21 protein-coding genes and 1 tRNA gene are annotated in these 19318 nt (G+C 53.4%); 13 read left to right on the forward strand and 9 right to left on the reverse strand.

Annotated elements, in window-relative coordinates; translation table 11 throughout:
- Positions 1-175: 175 nt before the first annotated feature.
- The 4 genes from Q4544_RS09690 to tig all read left to right on the forward strand — a co-directional run bounded on the left by Q4544_RS09690 (position 176) and on the right by tig (position 3391).
- A tRNA-Leu gene (locus Q4544_RS09690) sits at positions 176-260 on the forward strand.
- A 125-nt stretch (positions 261-385) separates the two neighbouring features.
- Positions 386-658, forward strand: a complete 273-nt coding sequence (locus tag Q4544_RS09695) for a hypothetical protein (RefSeq protein ID WP_303505749.1) — start codon at positions 386-388, stop codon at positions 656-658.
- A gap of 2 nt (positions 659-660) precedes the next feature.
- A complete protein-coding gene (locus tag Q4544_RS09700) occupies positions 661-1866 on the forward strand; it encodes a sialate O-acetylesterase (protein WP_303506243.1) in 1206 nt (401 codons plus the stop codon).
- A gap of 190 nt (positions 1867-2056) precedes the next feature.
- On the forward strand, positions 2057-3391 hold the full coding sequence (gene tig / locus Q4544_RS09705) for a trigger factor (RefSeq protein ID WP_303505752.1): 1335 nt from the start codon (positions 2057-2059) through the stop codon (positions 3389-3391).
- 227 nt (positions 3392-3618) lie between these two features.
- Here tig and Q4544_RS09710 read toward each other — a convergent pair whose 3' ends face one another.
- The 6 genes from Q4544_RS09710 to rpsF all read right to left on the reverse strand — a co-directional run bounded on the left by Q4544_RS09710 (position 3619) and on the right by rpsF (position 7341).
- Positions 3619-4548 carry an acyl-homoserine-lactone synthase gene (locus Q4544_RS09710; RefSeq protein WP_303505753.1) on the reverse strand — a complete coding sequence of 310 codons (930 nt, stop codon included), beginning with the start codon at positions 4546-4548 and terminating at the stop codon, positions 3619-3621.
- A gap of 196 nt (positions 4549-4744) precedes the next feature.
- The gene (locus tag Q4544_RS09715) at positions 4745-5446 is read right to left on the reverse strand and encodes a LuxR family transcriptional regulator (protein WP_303505755.1); all 702 of its coding nucleotides are present in this window, start codon (positions 5444-5446) and stop codon (positions 4745-4747) included.
- A 44-nt stretch (positions 5447-5490) separates the two neighbouring features.
- The gene (locus tag Q4544_RS09720) at positions 5491-5895 is read right to left on the reverse strand and encodes a helix-turn-helix domain-containing protein (protein ID WP_303505756.1); all 405 of its coding nucleotides are present in this window, start codon (positions 5893-5895) and stop codon (positions 5491-5493) included.
- A 212-nt stretch (positions 5896-6107) separates the two neighbouring features.
- A complete protein-coding gene (rplI, locus tag Q4544_RS09725) occupies positions 6108-6719 on the reverse strand; it encodes a 50S ribosomal protein L9 (RefSeq protein WP_303505757.1) in 612 nt (203 codons plus the stop codon).
- A gap of 12 nt (positions 6720-6731) precedes the next feature.
- The gene (gene rpsR / locus Q4544_RS09730) at positions 6732-6959 is read right to left on the reverse strand and encodes a 30S ribosomal protein S18 (protein WP_009805008.1); all 228 of its coding nucleotides are present in this window, start codon (positions 6957-6959) and stop codon (positions 6732-6734) included.
- Between the two features lie 25 nt (positions 6960-6984).
- Entirely contained in the window at positions 6985-7341 is a 357-nt protein-coding gene (gene rpsF / locus Q4544_RS09735) for a 30S ribosomal protein S6 (RefSeq protein ID WP_303505771.1), read from the reverse strand.
- 221 nt (positions 7342-7562) lie between these two features.
- Between rpsF and Q4544_RS09740 the strand changes: the two genes are divergently transcribed.
- Entirely contained in the window at positions 7563-8039 is a 477-nt protein-coding gene (locus Q4544_RS09740) for a hypothetical protein (protein WP_303505772.1), read from the forward strand.
- A gap of 136 nt (positions 8040-8175) precedes the next feature.
- Positions 8176-8751 carry a YceI family protein gene (locus Q4544_RS09745; protein WP_303505774.1) on the forward strand — a complete coding sequence of 192 codons (576 nt, stop codon included), beginning with the start codon at positions 8176-8178 and terminating at the stop codon, positions 8749-8751.
- A 72-nt stretch (positions 8752-8823) separates the two neighbouring features.
- Here the strand turns inward: Q4544_RS09745 and Q4544_RS09750 are convergent, their stop codons facing one another.
- Positions 8824-10020 carry a cytochrome b/b6 domain-containing protein gene (locus Q4544_RS09750; protein WP_303505775.1) on the reverse strand — a complete coding sequence of 399 codons (1197 nt, stop codon included), beginning with the start codon at positions 10018-10020 and terminating at the stop codon, positions 8824-8826.
- Between the two features lie 157 nt (positions 10021-10177).
- Here Q4544_RS09750 and fabD point away from each other — a divergent pair, with 157 nt between their 5' ends.
- The 5 genes from fabD to mltG all read left to right on the forward strand — a co-directional run bounded on the left by fabD (position 10178) and on the right by mltG (position 14956).
- The gene (gene fabD / locus Q4544_RS09755) at positions 10178-11116 is read left to right on the forward strand and encodes an ACP S-malonyltransferase (RefSeq protein WP_303505777.1); all 939 of its coding nucleotides are present in this window, start codon (positions 10178-10180) and stop codon (positions 11114-11116) included.
- Between the two features lie 31 nt (positions 11117-11147).
- Positions 11148-11885: a 3-oxoacyl-[acyl-carrier-protein] reductase gene (gene fabG / locus Q4544_RS09760; RefSeq protein WP_303505778.1), complete on the forward strand. Its 738-nt coding sequence runs from the start codon at positions 11148-11150 to the stop codon at positions 11883-11885.
- A gap of 235 nt (positions 11886-12120) precedes the next feature.
- A complete protein-coding gene (locus Q4544_RS09765; protein ID WP_303505779.1) occupies positions 12121-12354 on the forward strand; it encodes an acyl carrier protein in 234 nt (77 codons plus the stop codon).
- Positions 12355-12544: 190 nt separating this feature from the next.
- On the forward strand, positions 12545-13801 hold the full coding sequence (gene fabF / locus Q4544_RS09770) for a beta-ketoacyl-ACP synthase II (RefSeq protein ID WP_303505780.1): 1257 nt from the start codon (positions 12545-12547) through the stop codon (positions 13799-13801).
- 3 nt (positions 13802-13804) lie between these two features.
- Entirely contained in the window at positions 13805-14956 is a 1152-nt protein-coding gene (mltG, locus tag Q4544_RS09775) for an endolytic transglycosylase MltG (protein ID WP_303505781.1), read from the forward strand.
- 211 nt (positions 14957-15167) lie between these two features.
- Here mltG and Q4544_RS09780 read toward each other — a convergent pair whose 3' ends face one another.
- Together Q4544_RS09780 and Q4544_RS09785 are read right to left on the reverse strand one after the other, a co-directional pair.
- On the reverse strand, positions 15168-16412 hold the full coding sequence (locus Q4544_RS09780) for an APC family permease (RefSeq protein WP_303505783.1): 1245 nt from the start codon (positions 16410-16412) through the stop codon (positions 15168-15170).
- Between the two features lie 206 nt (positions 16413-16618).
- Positions 16619-17419 (reverse strand): alpha/beta fold hydrolase, encoded by an 801-nt coding sequence (locus Q4544_RS09785; RefSeq protein ID WP_303505785.1) that lies wholly within the window; start codon positions 17417-17419, stop codon positions 16619-16621.
- 228 nt (positions 17420-17647) lie between these two features.
- Between Q4544_RS09785 and Q4544_RS09790 the strand changes: the two genes are divergently transcribed.
- Together Q4544_RS09790 and Q4544_RS09795 are read left to right on the forward strand one after the other, a co-directional pair.
- Positions 17648-18004 (forward strand): hypothetical protein, encoded by a 357-nt coding sequence (locus Q4544_RS09790; protein WP_303505787.1) that lies wholly within the window; start codon positions 17648-17650, stop codon positions 18002-18004.
- Complete coding sequence (locus tag Q4544_RS09795; protein ID WP_303506245.1) at positions 17907-19295, forward strand: DNA-packaging protein; 1389 nt, start codon at positions 17907-17909, stop codon at positions 19293-19295. The genes Q4544_RS09790 and Q4544_RS09795 overlap by 98 nt, the downstream gene beginning before the upstream one ends.
- The last annotated feature ends 23 nt before the right edge of the window (positions 19296-19318 follow it).

Below are 19318 nucleotides of genomic sequence, written 5' to 3' on the forward strand. Positions count from 1 at the left end.
GTGGGCGTTGAAATGGGATTTGGGGCAGGGTGTTGTGGTTTCATTAAAGTGAAAACGCGTTGTTTTTAGGGGCCGTGAAAATAGATGTGAAAAAATCGCATTTTTGCTCTTACATCCTGTTTCGACCTTTGCTAGGAACGCCGGACCAAACGGTGGCTACTGATTTGGTTTAAGTGCGGGTGTGGCGGAATTGGTAGACGCACCAGATTTAGGTTCTGGCGCCGCGAGGCGTGGGGGTTCGAGTCCCTTCACCCGCACCACTTAACTTCTTGAAAATACGAAGCTTAACAGAGTCTGAACGGATCGTACCGTTTGGTTAGTTTCTGTTGATGGCTGGTGTTTAAGTCATGGTTCCTGATGCAAACAGTGCAGAGGGACTGGCTGAATGAAGATTTACGATGAAACCTTGAAAATGAATCGCGCGTTGGATGGCACCTTTGGCGGGATGGTTGATGTTGTGCCAAATGATGCGGCAGATTTGCCGGTGCCTGCGGTGAAGCTTTATGTGGAAACGGGGGGCGCGTTGACGGTGACGCCGTTGAATGGTGATGGGCCTGTAACGGTTCAGGTGCCGGATTTCTCCGAGCTTGGATTAAATGTGGCGCGTGTGCATGCCTCGGGGACGACGGCGGCGGGCATCAAAGCCTATGTGGTGTGACCATGATTGATTTGGGCACCTCGATTGGAATTGAAGCGGGGCGCGGCCAGCGGGCGCGGTCTTTTGTGCAGCCGGGGCTGTTGCCGATCCGGAATGCTACGTTGAAAGACACCAGCCATTTGGTGACAGCCGTTGGCGATGTGACCTTTGGTGAGGGCAGTGTGAGCATCGGTGCGGGATCCCGGGTGACGGACGACCGAACCTATGATGGGGAGATTTGGGCGCATTCTGTGGTTGAGGATCTGGTGGGAAATCATCGCGCGCGGATGTTGTCGCCCTATTATGCGCCCGAAGTGTTGCGCACGCGTGGGGGGATGCAGACGTGGAAGTTCCCAAATGCAGTCGCGCAAGGCGGGCTTGATATGTTCATGGGCACGGCCAGTTCTGGACGGCTGACGCGGTTTCAAGCCTATGACATGGCGGATGTTTTGACGCGGCCTGCCTATGTGATTGTGGCGGCGGGGCAGTCGTTGATGGAATGCTCTTACAATGCTTTTGGTATTGATCCTGCGCTGGATTATTGGCCAGGGCCGCGGTGTCTGTGCATTCCGGGCTATAGCGATGGCGGTTATGGGGCAACGCGTGGGGAATTGCATTCGATGAATGCGCCGTTGCTGTTCAAAAGCATGTCTTCGGGCGTTTCACCTGCGATTGCTTTTGCGCAAGAGGTCATGCCGTTTGTGCCAGATACACATAATTTGGTGATCATTTGCGCGGCTTATTCCTCCACGCGCTTGATTGGGGCTGATGCCGATTGGAACCCTGATGGCGTGGGCCAAGCGGTGGATGCCTATCAGAATGCCGTTGATTTGGTGAATTTGGGTATGAGTCGCTTGCCTGCGGGATCGAAGATCGCCGGTTGGCTTTGGGCGCAGGGGCAGGGGGATCTGAGTGCAACGATGGACAGCGCCTATCCGCCCGCTTTTGCGGCGATGCGCGCGGCGGGTGAGGCTGATACGGGGTCGGGGCAGGTGCCTTGGATGTTGCTTGGGCCGCCGCCGGATGCGGCGAGTATTCATACAGAGCGGTTTGTTCAAACCTATGAAAACATGGATCAAGACAGTGGTCATGCCGCGGCGCAGCCTATGGCGCATACGGTTACACATCCGCCCGGATATATCGAGGATGGGACGCATGTGACCGCTTGGGGAAGCCGCGTGATGGGCAAGCTTGCAGCGCGGCGGTTTATTCAAGAAGGATACCTATAAACAAGAGGCCTGCCCCTAAGAGGGCGGGCCTTGTGATTTTGCGTTGAATTGTTGCGTCTGGAGAGGGTCAGAATGGGCTGAATGGTCTTGTGTTTGCGATTGTCCATCTATAAGGACCGCAGGCAGCATTATTTAGATTTTGAGCGGTGTCATCGTAACCCGCGCGACTGTTGAAAAGAAGGACGATACCATGCAGGTCACCGAGACCCTGAACGAAGGCCTGAAACGGGGCTACGACATCACTGTGACGGCGGCCGAGCTGGACAACAAAGTGAACGAAAAGCTTGTTGAAGCACAGCCAGAAGTCGAAATGAAAGGCTTCCGTAAAGGCAAAGTGCCTATGGCGCTGCTGAAAAAGCAGTTTGGTCAGCGTTTGCTCGGCGAAGCAATGCAAGAAGCCGTTGATGGTGCAATGAACGAGCACTTTGAAAAGTCCGGCGACCGCCCTGCATTGCAGCCAAAAGTCGAAATGAAAAACGGCGAAGAGTGGAAAGAAGGCGACGACGTAAACGTTGAAATGTCTTACGAAGCTCTGCCAGAGATTCCTGAAGTTGATCTGAAGTCTATCTCTTTGGAGAAACTGGTTGTTAAAGCGTCTGACGCAGATGTTGAGGAAGCTTTGGCGAACCTCGCAGAAACTGCACAAGACTTTAAAGACCGCAAAAAAGGCACCAAAGCGAAAGATGGCGACCAAGTCACCATGGATTTCGTTGGCAAGATCGACGGCGAAGCGTTTGAAGGCGGTTCCGGCGACGACTTCCCATTGGTTCTGGGTTCTAACCAGTTCATTCCTGGTTTCGAAGAGCAGCTGGTTGGCGTGAAGAACGAAGAAGAGAAGGACGTTACTGTTTCCTTCCCTGACGATTACCAAGCAGAGCACCTTGCGGGTAAAGAGGCTGTGTTCTCTTGCACCATCAAAGCGGTTAAAGAGCCTGTTGCAGCTGAGCTGAACGACGAGCTGGCGAAGAAATTCGGCGCAGAAGACCTGGATGGTCTGAAAGGTCAGATCGCTGAGCGTCTGGAAGCAGAATACGCGGGCGCGTCCCGTCAGGTTCAAAAGCGCGGCTTGCTTGACGCATTGGACAAACTGGTTTCTTTTGATCTGCCTCCTTCCTTGGTTGAAGCAGAAGCTGGTCAAATTGCGCACCAGCTGTGGCACGAAGAAAACCCAGAAGTCGAAGGTCATGATCACCCAGAGATCACACCAACAGACGAGCACAACACATTGGCAGAGCGTCGCGTTCGCCTAGGCCTGTTGTTGGCTGAGTTGGGTCAGAAAGCAGAAGTTGAAGTGACTGACGCTGAAATGACACAAGCGATCATGAACCAAGCGCGTCAGTACCCTGGCCAAGAACGTCAGTTCTTTGAGTTCATTCAGCAAAACCAGCAAATGCAGCAGCAGCTGCGTGCGCCATTGTTTGAAGACAAAGTTGTCGACTATGTATTCGAACTGGCTCAGATCTCTGACAAAGAAGTCAGCAAAGATGATCTGCAAAAAGCGGTTGAGGCTCTGGACGAAGAGTAATCTCCTCCACAGTTTCGGAAAAAAGAAAGGGCTGCCTGATTGGGCAGCCCTTTTTCGTTCTGAAATAGTTTCACACTCACACTTTGAAAAGTCTTTATAAAAGTCTTGATAGAAAAGGTCTTTTGAAATTGGGAAGGGGCTGCCTGGAGTTATGGGCAGCCCCCTAAAGTTGCGTAGGGATATTTACGCAACCCGCTCGGGGGATGAACGAGCGGAATTCCTTAGATTTAGATTGGCCGAAGTTCTTCCATCTCGGTGAGAGACGTTGCCGTAAATGTACGTTGTGGCAAGTCTCTGGTGATCCGCTGGAGTTCTGACACATCATCTGTGCCGATCTTTTCAGACAAAAGTTTCAGCAGATCGAGCGCGGCTGCGATTTCTTTCTCAGAATTGGCTTTTGATAGCTGTTCAAAGCAATACTGCTGAAGGTCCGACTTTTGTGCGGCTGGCGCGAGTGGGGCATGCTTGGGCTCTAGGGCGATATCGTTGGCTATTGCCTTTGCTTTGGCGCCCTTGTTGAAGAGCGCTAGCGCTTTGTCCTCGTCTGCGAAAATATCATGCGTGATACCAGCGAAATTCCGAATGGATTGGATTCGTTCGTCTGTACAGTCCATCAGGGCTGTCATGGCGCTGACTACGCCCATTGGCTTGGTGCTGCCGATATAATCGTATGGTGCATTGCCTGACCGCTTCATGACGCGGTTCATGACAGGGTCGATCACAGCAACGATATCTAGAATACCAGATGATTGAGCGTATTCGAAACAACCAAGCATCAATTCTGATGTATAGTGAGAAATCGAGTTGCGGTTTTCGCGGCCTTTCAGTTTGTCAGTGTCGATGCAAAAACGTGTAGCTTCCCAGATTTGAGCAGAGCGCAATGGCGCCTCGCCATCAAGAAGCTCGAAAAAGATGTCGGCCAGCATGTGTGGGCCGGTGGTTTGCAGTAAGCGCATACAGCCTACGACTTCACCATCATCATCCAAACAAACGATGTGGGCAGGGTTTAATTTGTCGTATTGATCAATTTCACGACCATCTTCTACGGCCACTTCCCAACCAAGGCGGCCTGAGAAGACTCGGGCGCGAAGTTTGTAAACTTCATCTAAAATTTTAGAAAACTTGGCTTCGTTGAGTGCGTCGATAACAAGTATCATGGTCATCCCCTACCAGTGGTTGATTTTTACCCATCGTTATCCATGACAGGAAAAATCGCTATTAGGGGATTCCCGTAATTTTTCAATTTTAGTAAATTTAATTTGATTTTTGTTTGATGATTGATCGAAAAATGTCAGATCAAGCGTTTGTGTACCTACAGATCAGGCCTGTTTTAGGCAAGGTTATCTCGGCTGGTTATCCGGGATAAATCAGTCCGTGACTGATCGCACGCCCAACAGCTTGGGCCGTTGTCAGGGCATTTAGTTTAGAACGCCCACTTCGAAGGTGCACTTCGACGGTACGATGAGAGATACAGAGTATATCCCCGATGTCTTGTTGGCTTTTACCTGCCGCAGCCCATTGTAGGATTTCTTTTTCACGGGACGACAGGGCAGGGCGGCTTAGGACATTTGGAAGAATGCCTGATTGCATAACATTGTCGTGCATGTGCACGGCAGCAACCTGTAAATCGCCCATGATTTTACGTTTTAGTTTTGACCAAACTGATTTTTCACAGTTTCGAGAGACGCTGAGTAGGCCAACTTCACCGTAGGGGCCGCGGATTGGAACCGAAATACCAACATTAGGAATGCCGAATTCGCGACCAGGGTTGAATACGAGATTAAAGTTCTGATCCCGATCGAACCTTTGCCAGTCGACAGGCGCAATACTGTTTACTGATTTGTGAATTACTGGATCAACACAATGCAGGTTATTTTGTGCGTAGTGATCTGCCCAGTCATCTGAATAGTTTGCATAGTATCTGACGTCTCCGGACAGGGGAGGCATCGCGACGTAAGAGGCGTAATCGAGTTCAAGCTTATCGCACAGGTCATCAATGAACGCTGGAAAGCGTGCCTCTGTCTCTGGCATTGCGTTTAGATCAATAAGATCCAATTGCTTTCCTCTCCTCAATCAACACCGTTCAATTGATCGGTGTCTTACGAATTTGCAACGCTCAAGTTGCCACGGCCTGCATCCATTGCCATGGACCGCATAAACGCCAAAACCGCACTGCGCTGACTTTGTGGCAATTGGCGGTAAAGTTCCATCATCTCGATAGCATCACGATCAGAGAGGAATTCCATTTTGTCAATCGGATCGACTTCGATGCCGGCATCTTCTTCGGAACGACGAATGCCCTCAAAAAAATAAACGACGTCTACGCCTAACTTTTCTGCAACCGCCCAAAGACGGGAAGCGCTGACGCGATTTGCACCGGTTTCGTATTTTTGGATCTGTTGGAACTTAACGCCGATGGCGTCTCCGAGTTCCGTTTGGCTGATTCCCATCGCGTGACGACGGGCCCTAATGCGTTTCCCAACCAAAACATCGATCTTATTCATAACTCACCTGTGGGTTCTAACTACTGGTACGAGCCGGATGCCAAAACACGCATTCCGCCCCGAGGCGACATTTACTATTACAAACCTTTCTGCCCTAAATGGGGCGCCGGGGCAAATTCTTCGCCTTAAAGTAGTCTTATTGCTGAATTTTTCAGCAATGGCTTGTAAACAAGTCGCGCCCAGTAGGCGCGACCCGCATTCGCTTGAGCGACTTAGGACTCAGACTCGTCTTCTGCAGCTGGTGCTGCAACGTCTTCGTCGTCATTCGCAGCAGAACCGATATCGTCGAACAATTCAGCGATTTCGAAATCTGCAGCAGCTTCTTCTTCAGCTGCCAGTTCCTGAATGGATTTACCGGAAGCTTGTAGCTCCGCTTCTTCCTCAGAGCGCGCCACGTTCATGACGATCTCTACAGTAACTTCAGGGTGCAGGCGCACGGCAACTTCGTGTAGGCCCAGATCTTTGATCGGTGCGATCAAGGAAACCTGTTTGCGGTCTACTGTGAAGCCAGCTTCGGTAGCTACTTCGGCTGCGTCACGTGGAGTAACGGAACCATAAAGAGCACCAGAGTCAGATGCAGAGCGAATCACGATGAACTGCTGGCCAGCCAGCTTCTCACCCATTGCTTCTGCTTCTTTCTTGGTTTCCAAGTTGTGTGCTTCAAGCTGAGCTTTTTGCGCTTCGAAGTGTGCCACGTTGGACGCAGAAGCGGTAAGAGCTTTACCTTGAGGCAACAAATAGTTGCGTGCAAAGCCAGACTTTACATCAACAACTTCGCCCATTTGACCAAGCTTGGCCACACGTTCCAGAAGGATAACTTGCATATCAGTCTCTCCTTATTTCACAGCGTAGGGCAGCAATGCGAGGAAGCGAGCGCGTTTGATTGCGCGAGCCAATTCACGTTGCTTTTTCGCGGAAACCGCGGTGATCCGAGACGGAACGATCTTGCCACGCTCAGAGATGTAGCGCTGAAGAAGTTTCGTATCTTTATAGTCGATCTTAGGCGCATTCTCACCAGAGAATGGGCAGACCTTGCGACGGCGGAAAAATGGTTTTGCAGCCATGGGTTACAGTCCTTTCTTCACGCTATCAGTTGCGGCGCTCGCGGCGATCGCCACGGTCGTCACGTTTTTGCATTTGTACAGATGGACCTTCTGGGTGCTCGTCGACCTTGATGGTCAGAACACGCATAACGTCATCATGCAGGCGCATCAGGCGTTCCATCTCTTGAATGGCCGTTGCTGGTGCATCGGTTTTCAAGAAGGCGTAGTGGCCCTTGCGGTTTTTGTTGATCTTGTACGCCATTGTTTTGACGCCCCAGTATTCATGTTCAACGAGCGAACCGCCGTTGTCAGACAATACTGTACCAAAATGTTCGATAAGACCTTCAGCTTGCGTGTTGGACAAGTCCTGACGCGAGATGAATACATGCTCATACAGTGGCATGTGCTCTCCATTTTCATTCAAGCGCATTTCAAAGAGTAGGGCGGTTTACCTTTTTGCACCCTACCCACGAGAGACTGCGCGGTTCTAAATATTCGCAAAAAGGATGGCGCTGTATAACGGATTTGAGACTTTAAACAAGCCTGTTTGAAATTAGAAACAAACTGTTTCTGCCTTATTTCACGGTGGGTTCGCCCCATTTGTGCCGCTTTTCCGGACAAGGTTTGGCTGTGATGCAACCCATAGAGGAACTCTCAAAGATGAACTTCAGTATTATTGAGCAGGGTCCGAGTCAGTTTGTCCAGAAAATCGCAGAGTTTTTGAAGCGTTTGAGCATACTTGGATTCGCTGCAGTGCTGTGTGTCGCAGGTATTTCGATCATGACCTTCCCTGGGTTTGAGGTTGAAGGACTAGCATTTATCAAATCACTGATGGGGCTTTCTTTGTTTCTTGCCGGATTGTTGACCGCTGGGTTTGCCCGGATTGGTGACCTGCGCATTTTACAGTTCGAAAAAAGCGATAATACTTGGAAAATGAAAGCACAGGACGCTTCGGGTGATCTTTTGCAAGAGTTCGAAGGTGATGCCGCGCGTTCTGTTGAAGTTCGGGGGCAATTGGTTTGCTTGCGGGACAAGGCAAATAACAAGCTCTTGAGCTTAACTTTGGCCGCCCCCATAGAAATGAAGCAAACGTTGTCATAATCGCCGTAATCACAACGTCTTAACACTTTGCTTCCGTTTCTGTGCGGCTGTGCACAGGGTCTGTTTTGTGGGTGGGATTGCTATTAACTGGCATCAGTTCATGTTGCGACCACACAACATTTACGGAGCTATCCCAATGAAATCTTTTGTTCTAGCCGCAGGCCTGATGGCTGCCGCAACTATCGCATCCGCAGACGCTGAAAAATATGTTCTGGATGCAAGCCACAGCCAAATCGTTTTCTCGTATAACCACCTTGGCTATTCCACGACCTACGGCATGTTCTCTGGTTTCGAAGGCGAAATCATGTTTGACCAAGAAGACCCAGCAGCGTCTTCTGTTTCTGTTTCTATGCCAGTGAAATCAATGATCACCGGTTGGGAAGAACGCTTTGGTCACTTTATGTCCCCAGACTTCTTTGGTGCGACTGACGACGAAATGGTAACCTTCGTATCTACAAGCATCGAAGTGACTGGCGAAAACACTGCGCTTATCACAGGTGACCTGACTTTGAACGAAGTGACCAAATCTGTTGTTCTAGACGCTAAGCTGAACCAAGCAGGCGATCACCCAATGGCAGGCAAGCCATGGGCTGGCTTTGATGCGACGACAACTTTGGTTCGTTCAGAATACAACTTGGGTCAATTCGCGCCGTTCGTGGGCGACGAAGTTCCGGTTACGATCTCTATCGAAGCGATGAAGGCTGACAGCTAAGTTAAGCTAGACTCGATACATAGAAAAAGCCCCCGAAGTTCTGCTTCGGGGGCTTTTTTGTACGGTAAGAGATTATTGACGGGTCGCGGTTAGTTCCACCAGCACCAATACCGAAAACCCAAGAGAGCTTTCGTCTGGTTGATTGTCGCCGATCCCAAAATCCTGTCGGTTCAGCGTGACCTCGCCAGACATGGTGGCATCCTCTTGTCTCGTTTCCAAATAGAAGGGCAGTGTCACAGGGATTGTTTTTCCGCGCAGCGTTAAGGTGCCTTCGGCGAGGTACCCTTCGTCAGCCGGTAGGATGTCGGCGGCGAAAGTGGCTGTGGGGAATTCCGCAGTGTTAAAGTAATCGGCGCCCATAGCTTGTTGAGTGACCGAGCCAAGCGTCAACGATCCGATGTTGATCACCACCTCAACGGAACCATGTTTTCCATCAACGGCGTCTTCGTCAAAAGAGATTTGGGCGGTCCAGTCTTCGAAGCTGCCACTGACGGGATTGCCAAACTGGCTGATTTCTATCGCGATTTTCCCCGATTGCGCCTGCCAGTCGGATTGTACCGCAGCAAGGGTTTCGGTGTTGGTTGTTGTGGTCGTGGGGGTGAAATAGCCCTGGCTTGACCCAATGAAGAGTGCAACCACCCATATGATCAAGGCTAATGCGAATGGACGTGGGCCGTGGGATTGGTCGGGCAGGTTCGGGACGTCGGGCGTGCCGGGCAGCATGCGCTGCAGGGTCTTATCGCGATCAATGACAAAGTGTTTTAGGGCGCCGCCGACATGGGCCAGAATTGTCAGCGCCAGCACAATCATCAGAACAAAGTGCAAGCCCGACGTGATTTGCGCCAAGGATTCCGATTTTGGCACGAGGGGCAGGTTTTGGCCGAAAGGCCACCAAATTGGCGCGAACCCTTCGGTGGTTGCGTGATGAATCCAACCAGACAGTGGTACCAAAAGCATGGAGCCATATAGCAACCAATGTGCGGTTTCTGCGGCTGTGGCTTCTAATTTGTGGTCCGCATTCAGGAGCCCAGGCCGTTTTTGGGACAACGCCCAAAGGATACGTAGCAAGGCCGTGAAAAATGCGGCAAGGCCGATTGTCTTGTGTAGTGAAAACAAAGTGGCCTTAAAGGCCAGCTCTTCGCCGGTTGCAAAGGGCGCTGAATGCGCAAAGTAGCCAACGGGAAAGGCCGTTAGAATCAGAAGCGCTGTGAGCCAATGAAAGGTCTTGGTCAGTCCGCCATAGTGGGTCGAGGTATTTCGAAGGGGCATCTGGATGTCCTGCTTTTGTGGTGACCATCAGGATAGACGGGTGCACCATTGGAGCAAGCGTTCATCAGCCAAACTATGGTGCGCTCAGGCGCAAGGGCGTTGCACCTATGCACAGGGCGCGCTATTTCGGGTGAAACGCTAAGAAAAGGGGGCTTTCATGAGCCGAGCATTCGTTTTTCCGGGACAGGGCGCACAGACTATTGGCATGGGCAAAGCATTGGCCGAGGCCTATCCAGCCGCAAAAGCTATTTTTGATGAAGTTGATGACGCGTTGGGCGAAAAGCTCAGCACGCTGATCTGGGAAGGCGAGCAAGACGCGCTGACGCTAACACAGAACGCACAGCCTGCGTTGATGGCGACATCCTTGGCCGCAGTTCGTGCTTTGGAAGCTGAAGGTGTTTCAATGGAAGCGGCCTCTTTCGTAGCAGGGCATTCGCTGGGCGAATATTCCGCTTTGGCCGCGGCCGGTGCGATCAGTGTTGCTGATACTGCGCGCCTTTTGCGTATTCGTGGCGAAGCGATGCAAGCGGCTGTGCCTGTAGGTGTTGGCGCGATGGCTGCTTTATTGGGCCTGGATTTTGCGACAGCGACCGCAGTTGCAGAAGAGGCCGCGCAGGGCGAAGTGTGCCAGGCGGCAAATGACAATGATCCGGGGCAGGTGGTTGTCTCTGGTCACAAGGCGGCTGTTGAGCGCGCGCTTGATATCGCCAAGGAAAAGGGCGCAAAACGCGCAGTTCTTTTGCCGGTAAGCGCGCCTTTCCATTGCGCCTTGATGCAGCCAGCTGCCGAAGTTATGGCCGAGGCGCTGGATAAGGTTGAGATCAACCGCCCAATCGTGCCTTTGGTGGCAAACGTGCGTGCGCAGGCGATTTCTGACCCTACAACGATCCGCTCGCTTTTGGTTGAGCAGGTGACAGGTTCTGTGCGTTGGCGCGAATCTGTGGCTTGGATGGCTGGCGAAGGCGTGACCGAAATCTATGAAATTGGCGCGGGCAAAGCATTGTCCGGCATGGTGCGTCGTATCGAACGTTCGATCGCATGCACAGCCGTTGGTACCGCTGACGACGTCAAAGCCGCAGTAGAAAAGCTGGCCTAAGCGCCGCTGATAAAGAATTTCAGGAGAAACTATGTTTGATTTGACAGGAAAAGCGGCGCTGGTCACCGGCGCGTCTGGTGGCATTGGTGGCGAGATCGCCAAAGCGCTGCATGCAGCTGGCGCGACCGTTGGTCTTTCAGGAACGCGGGTTGAGCCGCTCGAGGCTTTGGCTGCGGAACTGGGCGAGCGCGCGCATGTTCTACCGTGCAACTTGGGTGACGCCGAAGCGGTTGCCGCTTTGCCAAAGGCCGCCATCGAAGCGATGGGCAGCCTAGACATCTTGGTGAACAACGCCGGCATCACCAAAGACCAGATCTTTATGCGTATGTCTGACGAAGAATGGCAGCAAGTCCTTGATGTTAATCTAACATCTGCGATGCGCCTGTGCCGTGCCGTAATGCGCCCAATGATGAAAGCGCGTTGGGGTCGGATCATCAATATCAGCTCTATTGTTGGGGCCACTGGTAACCCGGGTCAGGCAAACTATGCGGCCTCTAAGGCCGGTATGGTCGGCATGACCAAATCAATTGCCTACGAGGTTGCTAGCCGTGGAATCACCGCAAATGCTGTGGCGCCGGGCTTTATCGCAACGGCGATGACTGACAAGCTGAACGATGATCAGAAAGAGGCGATCAACAAGCAGATCCCATCTAATCGCATGGGTACACCAGCGGAAATCGCAGCAGCCGTTCTTTATTTGGCAAGCGACGAAGCAGGTTACGTGACGGGGTCGACCTTGCACGTTAATGGTGGCATGGCCATGTTGTGATTGCAGTGGTGCTTTTAATGGGGGAAAATTCCCCCAAGCACCTTTGTGATTACATTGCGAAAGCGTTTGCCTTACATAGAACATGTGCTATAGGCGGCGCAGTTTTCCGGGTGAGCCTTCTGGCACGCCGGAGTATCCGGTGGAGCCGGAACGATAGCCGCCCAATCGGGCATACACATTCCGCGCTTACTGCGGGTAGACCACTGGCCTTAGGCCATACGAATGAGGAATTGATATGAGCGACGTCGCAGACCGCGTAAAAAAGATCGTTGTTGAGCACCTAGGTGTTGAAGAAGACAAAGTAGTCGAAGCAGCTTCCTTCATCGACGACCTGGGCGCAGACTCCCTGGACACAGTTGAATTGGTTATGGCCTTCGAAGAAGAGTTCGGCATCGAGATCCCTGATGACGCAGCTGAAACTATTCAATCTTTCGGCGACGCAGTGAAATTCATCACTGAAGCTTCCTAAGCTTTTTTGTCGTTTGACAGTTATGAGCCCCTCGCGTTTGCGGGGGGCTTTTCTTTTTGGTTAAGTCTGATTGCGCGAGTTAATAGCCGTAAAGGCGAAAGAATGCCGAGCTATTCGCTCAGGCACTCTTGCCCCTAAGGGGTGTGGCTTGGTAAGAGCATTCAAAGATTAGAGGAAAAGGGGCAGCATCATGCGTCGTGTTGTAATTACCGGTCTTGGACTGGTTACTCCGTTGGCTTGCGGTGTCGAAGAAAGCTGGTCTCGTATTCTAGACGGAAAGTCTGGGGCAGGGCCGATCACTCGATTTGATGCCGAACGTGTGGCAACAAAGTATGCCTGCGAAGTGCCTTTGGGCGATGGTTCCGACGGGTCATTCAATGCGGATGATTGGATGGAACCAAAAGAACGCCGCAAGGTTGATGACTTTATCCTTTATGGCATTGCTGCTGCTGAACAAGCGGTAAAAGATTCCGGTTGGATGCCAGAAGACGACGAAAGCCTAGAGCGGACCGGTGTTATGATCGGTTCCGGCATTGGTGGTCTGAACTCTATCGCCGAAACAGCAGTCTTGCTGAAAGAGCGCGGCCCGCGTCGTGTTTCTCCGTTCTTTATTCCAGGTGCGTTGATCAACCTGATCTCTGGTCAGGTGTCGATCCGCTATGGTTTCAAAGGTCCAAACCACGCGGTTGTTACAGCTTGTTCAACTGGTGCGCACGCGATTGGTGATGCGTCCCGTTTGATCAAAGCTGGCGATGCGGATGTTATGGTTGCTGGTGGCGCCGAAGCTGCGATTTCTGAAATTGGTATCGCGGGCTTTAACGCTTGTAAGGCATTGTCCACGAAACGTGCAGACGATCCACAAGCGGCAAGCCGTCCTTATGACGCGGACCGTGATGGTTTTGTTATGGGCGAAGGCGCGGGTGTTGTTATTCTTGAGGAATACGAACACGCGAAAGCCCGTGGCGCGAAAATCTATGCCGAGGTTCTTGGCTACGGCCTGTCTGGTGACGCATACCACATCACAGCGCCATCTGAGAACGGAGAGGGCGGCGAGCGCTCTATGCGCGCAGCTTTGAAGAACGCGGGCCTAACGCCTGCTGACGTGGACTACATCAATGCTCACGGCACATCTACGATGGCGGATACCATCGAGTTGGGCGCGGTAGAGCGGATGATGGGCGATGCGGCAAGCAAAGTGACTATGAGTTCGACCAAATCCGCAACAGGGCACCTTTTGGGTGCGGCTGGCGCGATTGAGGCGATCTTCTCGATCTTGGCGATCCGTGATCAAGTTGCTCCTCCGACCATTAACCTTGATAACCCAGCGGTCGAGACCAAAGTGGACTTGGCACCGAATGCAAAGGTGGAACGGGAGATTAACATCGCCCTGTCTAACTCTTTTGGCTTTGGTGGTACGAACGCCTCTGTGGTCTTCGGAAAGGTCTAAGTCATGTGGCGAAGCATCGCTTCGAACGCGATTACTCTGTTGATTGTCGCGGTGTTTCTTTTTGGCGGCGTCGTCCTTTGGGGCAAGAGCCAATACACAAACCGAGGGCCCTTGGCTGAGGCGATCTGTGTGCGCGTCGCACCCGGATCGACCATGCGCAAAGTGTCTGAAAACCTTGAAGAAACCGGTGCTGTAAGCAACGGTTCCTTGTTCCGCATTGGGGCAGATTACACGGAAAAATCTGGCTTGCTAAAAGCCGGAGCTTTCCTTGTTCAACCGGGTGCGTCGATGTCTGAGATTGCAGATATTGTGACTCGTGGCGGCGCGTCGACCTGTGGGACCGAGGTTGTTTATCGCGTTGGTGTAACGCGGTCTGTTGTTCAGGTTCGGGAAATGGATGCGGCGAGTAATCGCTTTGTTGAGGTTGTGTCGTTCAACCCATCCGAAGGCGAAGCACCGGCGGAATTTTTGGATGTGCGTCAGCAGTCTGATACCCGTTACCGGATCGCGATGGCTGAGGGTGTGACCAGCTGGCAAGTTGTTGATGCGCTTAGCAAAATTGATCTTCTGAGCGGTGAAGTAGAGGTGCCTGCAGAGGGATCGCTAGCACCGGATAGCTACGAAGTACGCGAAGGTGACAGCCGTGCGGATGTGATCAAACGCATGACCGACGCGCAAGAGGTGCTTTTGGCAGCAGCTTGGGAAGCGCGTGATCCGTCTATCCCGTTGAAATCACCAGAAGAAATGCTGATCCTTGCCTCTATCGTTGAGAAAGAGACAGGGATTGCCGAGGAACGTGGTCAGGTGGCGAGTGTGTTCACCAACCGTTTGAACCAAGGCATGCGTTTGCAGACGGACCCGACCGTAATTTACGGCATCACCAAAGGCGAAGGCGTGTTGGGTCGTGGCTTGCGTCAAAGCGAGCTGCGTCGTGAAACCCCTTGGAATACTTACGTTATTCCGGGTCTTCCGCCGACACCGATTGCCAATCCGGGCCGTGCCAGCCTTGCGGCTGTGGCCAATCCTGACACCACGAATTTCATCTTCTTCGTGGCTGATGGTACCGGCGGTCACGCCTTTGCGGCGACCTTGGCAGAGCACAATCGCAACGTGGCCGAGTGGCGCAAAATCGAAGCGCAACGGTCGAGCCAGTAACATTTCGTAAATGTGGAAATTCGTACGTTTCACCGGTTGAAACGTACGATTCGACAAACGCCTCGCACTTTGCGGGGCGTTTTTTGTTGGTTTAGGGGGCGTCGCGACTGTCAGGGTAGAGCCCATTTTTCCTGAATTTCTGTCATGCGGCGAACGGCGGCATTTAGGTTGATTGTGATCCGCAACTTTGATGAAGCGGTCTCATCCTTTGTCAGAATAGCGATACGACCAACAAGATACCGCTGATGATTGTCCCGCATACCGGGACCAGCAGTGGTATCGAAAAATGATCATCCGCAGGTTCGGCCCGGTGCTTGATGGCAATCAGAGCTAAATTGACACATACGAACACACTTAGAACGATTTGTGATGTCCACTCTGCAAGGCGTGCAATTGGCAGAAACAGACTGAGGCCGAGGATGCAGATTGCGACAAATGCAGTGGCGACAGAGGGTGTTTGTGTGCGGACCGATAGGCGCGCGAAACCAGCGGGCAACCGGCCGCGATCAGCCATGCCATAGATGACGCGGGACACCATGATCATCTGGATCAACACCCCATTCACCGTTGCCACGACAGCAATGGCTGTGAAGCTGATCTGCATTGCTTCTGGGGCATCAGCAAAGACGAGGGCTAATGGCGCAGATGACCCCGCAAGCGCCTCCATCGGGACTGCCATTGTCACTGCGACACAAGTGGCCAAGTAGAGGATGGTCGCAATGACGAGCGTGTAGATGATCGCTTTAGGAAGTGTTCGGCGCGGTTCTTCAACCTCTTCTGCAACATTCACCATGTCTTCGAAACCGATGAACGCAAAAAAGGCGAGCACCGTCGCGCTGATGATGCCGGTCCAGTGACTGCCCCATAGTGGTGGTATCAAGTCTTTTGGAGAGACGCCCAGTCTTTCCGTCATGGCCATGCTCCAGCCGATCACAACAATCAGGCCAAGAATTTCGATGACTGTGACAATGCCTGCGACGACAACAGATTGGGTGATCCCCCACCATGCCAGTAATCCCATCGTGGTCACGATTCCCAAGATGAGGGCGGAAGGTTCCACGCCTGTCAGGCTGCCCAAGTATCCGGAAGCCCCAACCGTGATGGCTGATGCCGAAACCAACCCTGAAATTGCAACGAGAATACCGATTGCAGTAGCGAGATCCGCGCGGCCAAAGCCCGCATCTACGTAGGCGGACTCGCCAGCACTGACCGGATAACGTGTCGCGAGTTCAGCATAGGAGAAGGCTGTGAATCCGACGACACTCGCCGCGAGCAAAAATGCGATCCAAGCATATGGGCCAGCTTGTGCCGCAGTGACGCCAATCAGGACGTAAATCCCGGCGCCAACAGTAACCCCCAGCCCGTAGAGTGTGAGAAGTGGAAGGGTCAATGAACGATTGAGTGACGTTGTCGGAGGTGCTTTGTCCTGCGCCAATGGGATTGGATTCTTGACCATAGACCTGCCTTTGCGGGAGGTTAAACTGTTTGAATCATTGGTAAGATAGAGGCGAAGATCAACTTCGGCATCAAAGACGAGCTCTGAGCGAGCCAGTCCTTCGTTCAATCTTTATCAGAGCATTAAAGATCTGCATAGCAGGCATTGGTGTGCCTGCGGCGGAAGGGCGAAAAGTCCCGCACTGCTGACCTTAGCGTTACATACGCCTACTTGCCCGGCGCCTTCATCCGGTTCCACATGTCTGGTGCGATTTGGGGGCCGATTTTGTAGTACCAGTGGGTGTGGTCGGGGATTTGGATTTGGGTTGTGTCTAGGCCTGCTTCTGCGAGGGCTTGGGCTGTTGCGGTGGAGGCTGCTGTGGGGAAGAGGTGGTCTTTGTCGCCGTTGTAGATGAAGAGCGGTGCGTCGGAATTGGTTGGGTGGACGTTGGCGGTGTCTATTGCGGCGCCGTGGGTGGTGATGGCGCGCCATTGGCCGGTGTTTCTTAGGGCGAGCTGTTGGGCGAAAAGGCCGCCTGCGGAATGGCCCATCAGGTAGATTTGCGTTGGGTCGATGGCGAAGTGGTCTTGGGCTTGTTCTAGCAGGTTGGTCATGAAGTCTGTGCCATCGGGGCCGTGATCCCAGTATTGGGGATTGCTGCTGTTGGGGGCGATCAGGACGAGTTGGTTTCGGGCGGCTGTCTCTTTCCACATATCAATCATAGCGAGGCCGGGGCGGCCTGAGCCGTGCAGCAGGACGATGGCGGGGCGCGGTTGGCCGATGGTTGGGCCGCGGCCGAACCATGTGCGGTCTGGTTGGCCGGGTTGGGACAGGGTGAACTGTTGCGCGACATCGGTTGGGGCTGTGTATGTGGCGGATGTTTTGCGCAGATCAAGGCGCGCGATATAGTCGATTTGGGTGAGCTGGCCTTGGCGTGCGGGCGCTGTTGGTTGGCTGTCTGGCGCAATGAAATGCAGCAGGATCGGGACGACAAGGAGCGTGAGGCAAAAGGTTTTGAGAAATTGCATGACGGAATACCGGATTGAAAATATGCGTTTTTTTAGCTGTGTATTTGGGCTAAATTAAGACGTGTTGTGGTGTTGCGTTTTGTGAGGTCTATTTGGTAACTATCTGTAAATAAACGAAAACTTGACATACGTCACGGTCTTTGCTAGATATGTGACATGCTGGAAGACGTGACACACGGCCCGGGGGAAACCTTTGGGTCGTTTTTCATTTCGCTCGTGTGGAGGGCAATGACCACAAGAGAAGGCAAAGAGCATATGACACATGAAACCCCGCCAGAGGGCGTTGCGGCTTTGGATGCAGAGATCGCGAAGGTTCGGCAGACCGTCACCCATTTGAGCCAGCATTTGGCTTTGATGGAACGAGACATCATGTCGGGCGAGACCGATCGTATTAGGGACTCGGCTAAGTTGCTGAGTGACATCCGGGCTTGGGCCAAACTGGCGATTGAAACGGAGGCACGATTTGATGAACGCAGAAAACGAGACCATGGCGTCGTCTACGACTACGCGCTGGACCTTGCGCGGGCACGGGAGACAATCGGGTGCAGAATGGCTCGCTTGCGCCGGTGTTGCCGCGCAAAATGAGTTCTTAGAAGGATTGGATGCGGGAGAGCTTTTGGCTCTCCCTTTTTTGTTCGAGTTCTGGGCGATGGCGCATCAATTGCCGCCTGAGGGCGATTGGAAGACTTGGGTTGTTCTTGGCGGTCGTGGGGCTGGCAAGACGCGGGCTGGGGCGGAATGGGTGCGGTCGATGGTCGAAGGGGCGCGGCCTTTGGATGAAGGGCGCGCGCGGCGGGTGGCCTTGGTTGGCGAGACACTGGATCAGGTGCGGGATGTGATGGTGTTTGGCGAGAGCGGGATTTTGGCCTGTTCGCCGCCGGATCGGAAACCTGTGTGGCAGGCGGGGCGGCGGCAGTTGTTGTGGCCGAATGGGGCCGTGGCGCAGGTGTTTTCGGCGCATGATCCAGAAAGTCTGCGGGGGCCGCAGTTTGATGCGGCTTGGGTGGATGAATTGGCAAAATGGAAGCGGGCCGAGGAGACCTGGGACATGTTGCAGTTTGGGCTGCGGCTTGGGGATCATCCGCAGCAGGTGGTGACGACAACGCCGCGCAATGTGGCGGTGCTGCGCGATCTGTTGGCGCGGGATGGGACGGTGCAGACCTATGCGGCGACAGAGGCGAACCGGGCCAATCTGGCGGAGAGTTTTCTGCAAGAGGTGCGGGCGCGCTATGCGGGAACGCATTTGGGGCGGCAAGAGCTGGATGGCGTGTTGATGGCAGATGTTGAAGGGGCGTTGTGGTCTCGGGACATGCTGGATGGCTGTTTGGTTGAGGATACAGGGGCGCTTGACCGGATTGTGGTGGCTGTTGATCCGCCGGTGACGGGCACGGATCGGTCAGATGACTGCGGGATTGTGGTGGTTGGTGCGGTGTTGCAGGGGCCGCCGCAGGATTGGCGGGCTGTGGTTCTGGAAGATGCGACAGTGGCGGGGCGCTCGCCGGTGGGCTGGGCGACGGCGGCAGTGGACGCGATGCGGCGCTGGGGGGCGGATCGGCTGGTGGCGGAGGTCAATCAGGGCGGTGATCTGGTGCAGACGGTGGTGCGGCAGGTGGATCCGACGGTGGCCTATAAGGCGGTGCGGGCCACGCGGGGCAAGGTCGCGCGGGCGGAGCCTGTGGCGGCTTTGTATGAGCAGGGGCGTGTTTTGCATCGGCGGGGGCTGGGTGATTTGGAGGATCAGATGTGCCTGATGTCGGCGCGGGGCTTTGAGGGGCAGGGATCGCCTGACCGAGTGGATGCATTGGTGTGGGCCTTGCATGAGGTGATCTTGCTGCCAGCGGAGCGTTGGCAACGGCCGGGTTTGCGCGCGTTGTGACGGTGGATTTGAGTATTTTTAGA

It is taken from the genome of Cognatishimia sp. 1_MG-2023 (genome assembly GCF_030548175.1).
In the GTDB taxonomy this organism is placed as follows: Bacteria; Pseudomonadota; Alphaproteobacteria; order Rhodobacterales; family Rhodobacteraceae; genus Cognatishimia.

Excerpts from the sequence above, each read along its gene's own strand:
- Q4544_RS09695 (WP_303505749.1), top strand. The coding sequence starts at position 386 with ATGAAGATTTACGATGAAACCTTGAAAATGAATCGCGCGTTGGATGGC.
- Q4544_RS09700 (WP_303506243.1), top strand. The coding sequence starts at position 661 with ATGATTGATTTGGGCACCTCGATTGGAATTGAAGCGGGGCGCGGCCAG.
- tig (WP_303505752.1), top strand. The coding sequence starts at position 2,057 with ATGCAGGTCACCGAGACCCTGAACGAAGGCCTGAAACGGGGCTACGAC.
- Q4544_RS09710 (WP_303505753.1), bottom strand. The coding sequence starts at position 4,548 with ATGATACTTGTTATCGACGCACTCAACGAAGCCAAGTTTTCTAAAATT.
- Q4544_RS09720 (WP_303505756.1), bottom strand. The coding sequence starts at position 5,895 with ATGAATAAGATCGATGTTTTGGTTGGGAAACGCATTAGGGCCCGTCGT.
- rplI (WP_303505757.1), bottom strand. The coding sequence starts at position 6,719 with ATGCAAGTTATCCTTCTGGAACGTGTGGCCAAGCTTGGTCAAATGGGC.
- rpsR (WP_009805008.1), bottom strand. The coding sequence starts at position 6,959 with ATGGCTGCAAAACCATTTTTCCGCCGTCGCAAGGTCTGCCCATTCTCT.
- rpsF (WP_303505771.1), bottom strand. The coding sequence starts at position 7,341 with ATGCCACTGTATGAGCATGTATTCATCTCGCGTCAGGACTTGTCCAAC.
- Q4544_RS09745 (WP_303505774.1), top strand. The coding sequence starts at position 8,176 with ATGAAATCTTTTGTTCTAGCCGCAGGCCTGATGGCTGCCGCAACTATC.
- Q4544_RS09750 (WP_303505775.1), bottom strand. The coding sequence starts at position 10,020 with ATGCCCCTTCGAAATACCTCGACCCACTATGGCGGACTGACCAAGACC.
- fabD (WP_303505777.1), top strand. The coding sequence starts at position 10,178 with ATGAGCCGAGCATTCGTTTTTCCGGGACAGGGCGCACAGACTATTGGC.
- fabG (WP_303505778.1), top strand. The coding sequence starts at position 11,148 with ATGTTTGATTTGACAGGAAAAGCGGCGCTGGTCACCGGCGCGTCTGGT.
- Q4544_RS09765 (WP_303505779.1), top strand. The coding sequence starts at position 12,121 with ATGAGCGACGTCGCAGACCGCGTAAAAAAGATCGTTGTTGAGCACCTA.
- fabF (WP_303505780.1), top strand. The coding sequence starts at position 12,545 with ATGCGTCGTGTTGTAATTACCGGTCTTGGACTGGTTACTCCGTTGGCT.
- mltG (WP_303505781.1), top strand. The coding sequence starts at position 13,805 with ATGTGGCGAAGCATCGCTTCGAACGCGATTACTCTGTTGATTGTCGCG.
- Q4544_RS09780 (WP_303505783.1), bottom strand. The coding sequence starts at position 16,412 with ATGGTCAAGAATCCAATCCCATTGGCGCAGGACAAAGCACCTCCGACA.
- Q4544_RS09785 (WP_303505785.1), bottom strand. The coding sequence starts at position 17,419 with ATGCAATTTCTCAAAACCTTTTGCCTCACGCTCCTTGTCGTCCCGATC.
- Q4544_RS09790 (WP_303505787.1), top strand. The coding sequence starts at position 17,648 with ATGACCACAAGAGAAGGCAAAGAGCATATGACACATGAAACCCCGCCA.
- Q4544_RS09795 (WP_303506245.1), top strand. The coding sequence starts at position 17,907 with ATGGCGTCGTCTACGACTACGCGCTGGACCTTGCGCGGGCACGGGAGA.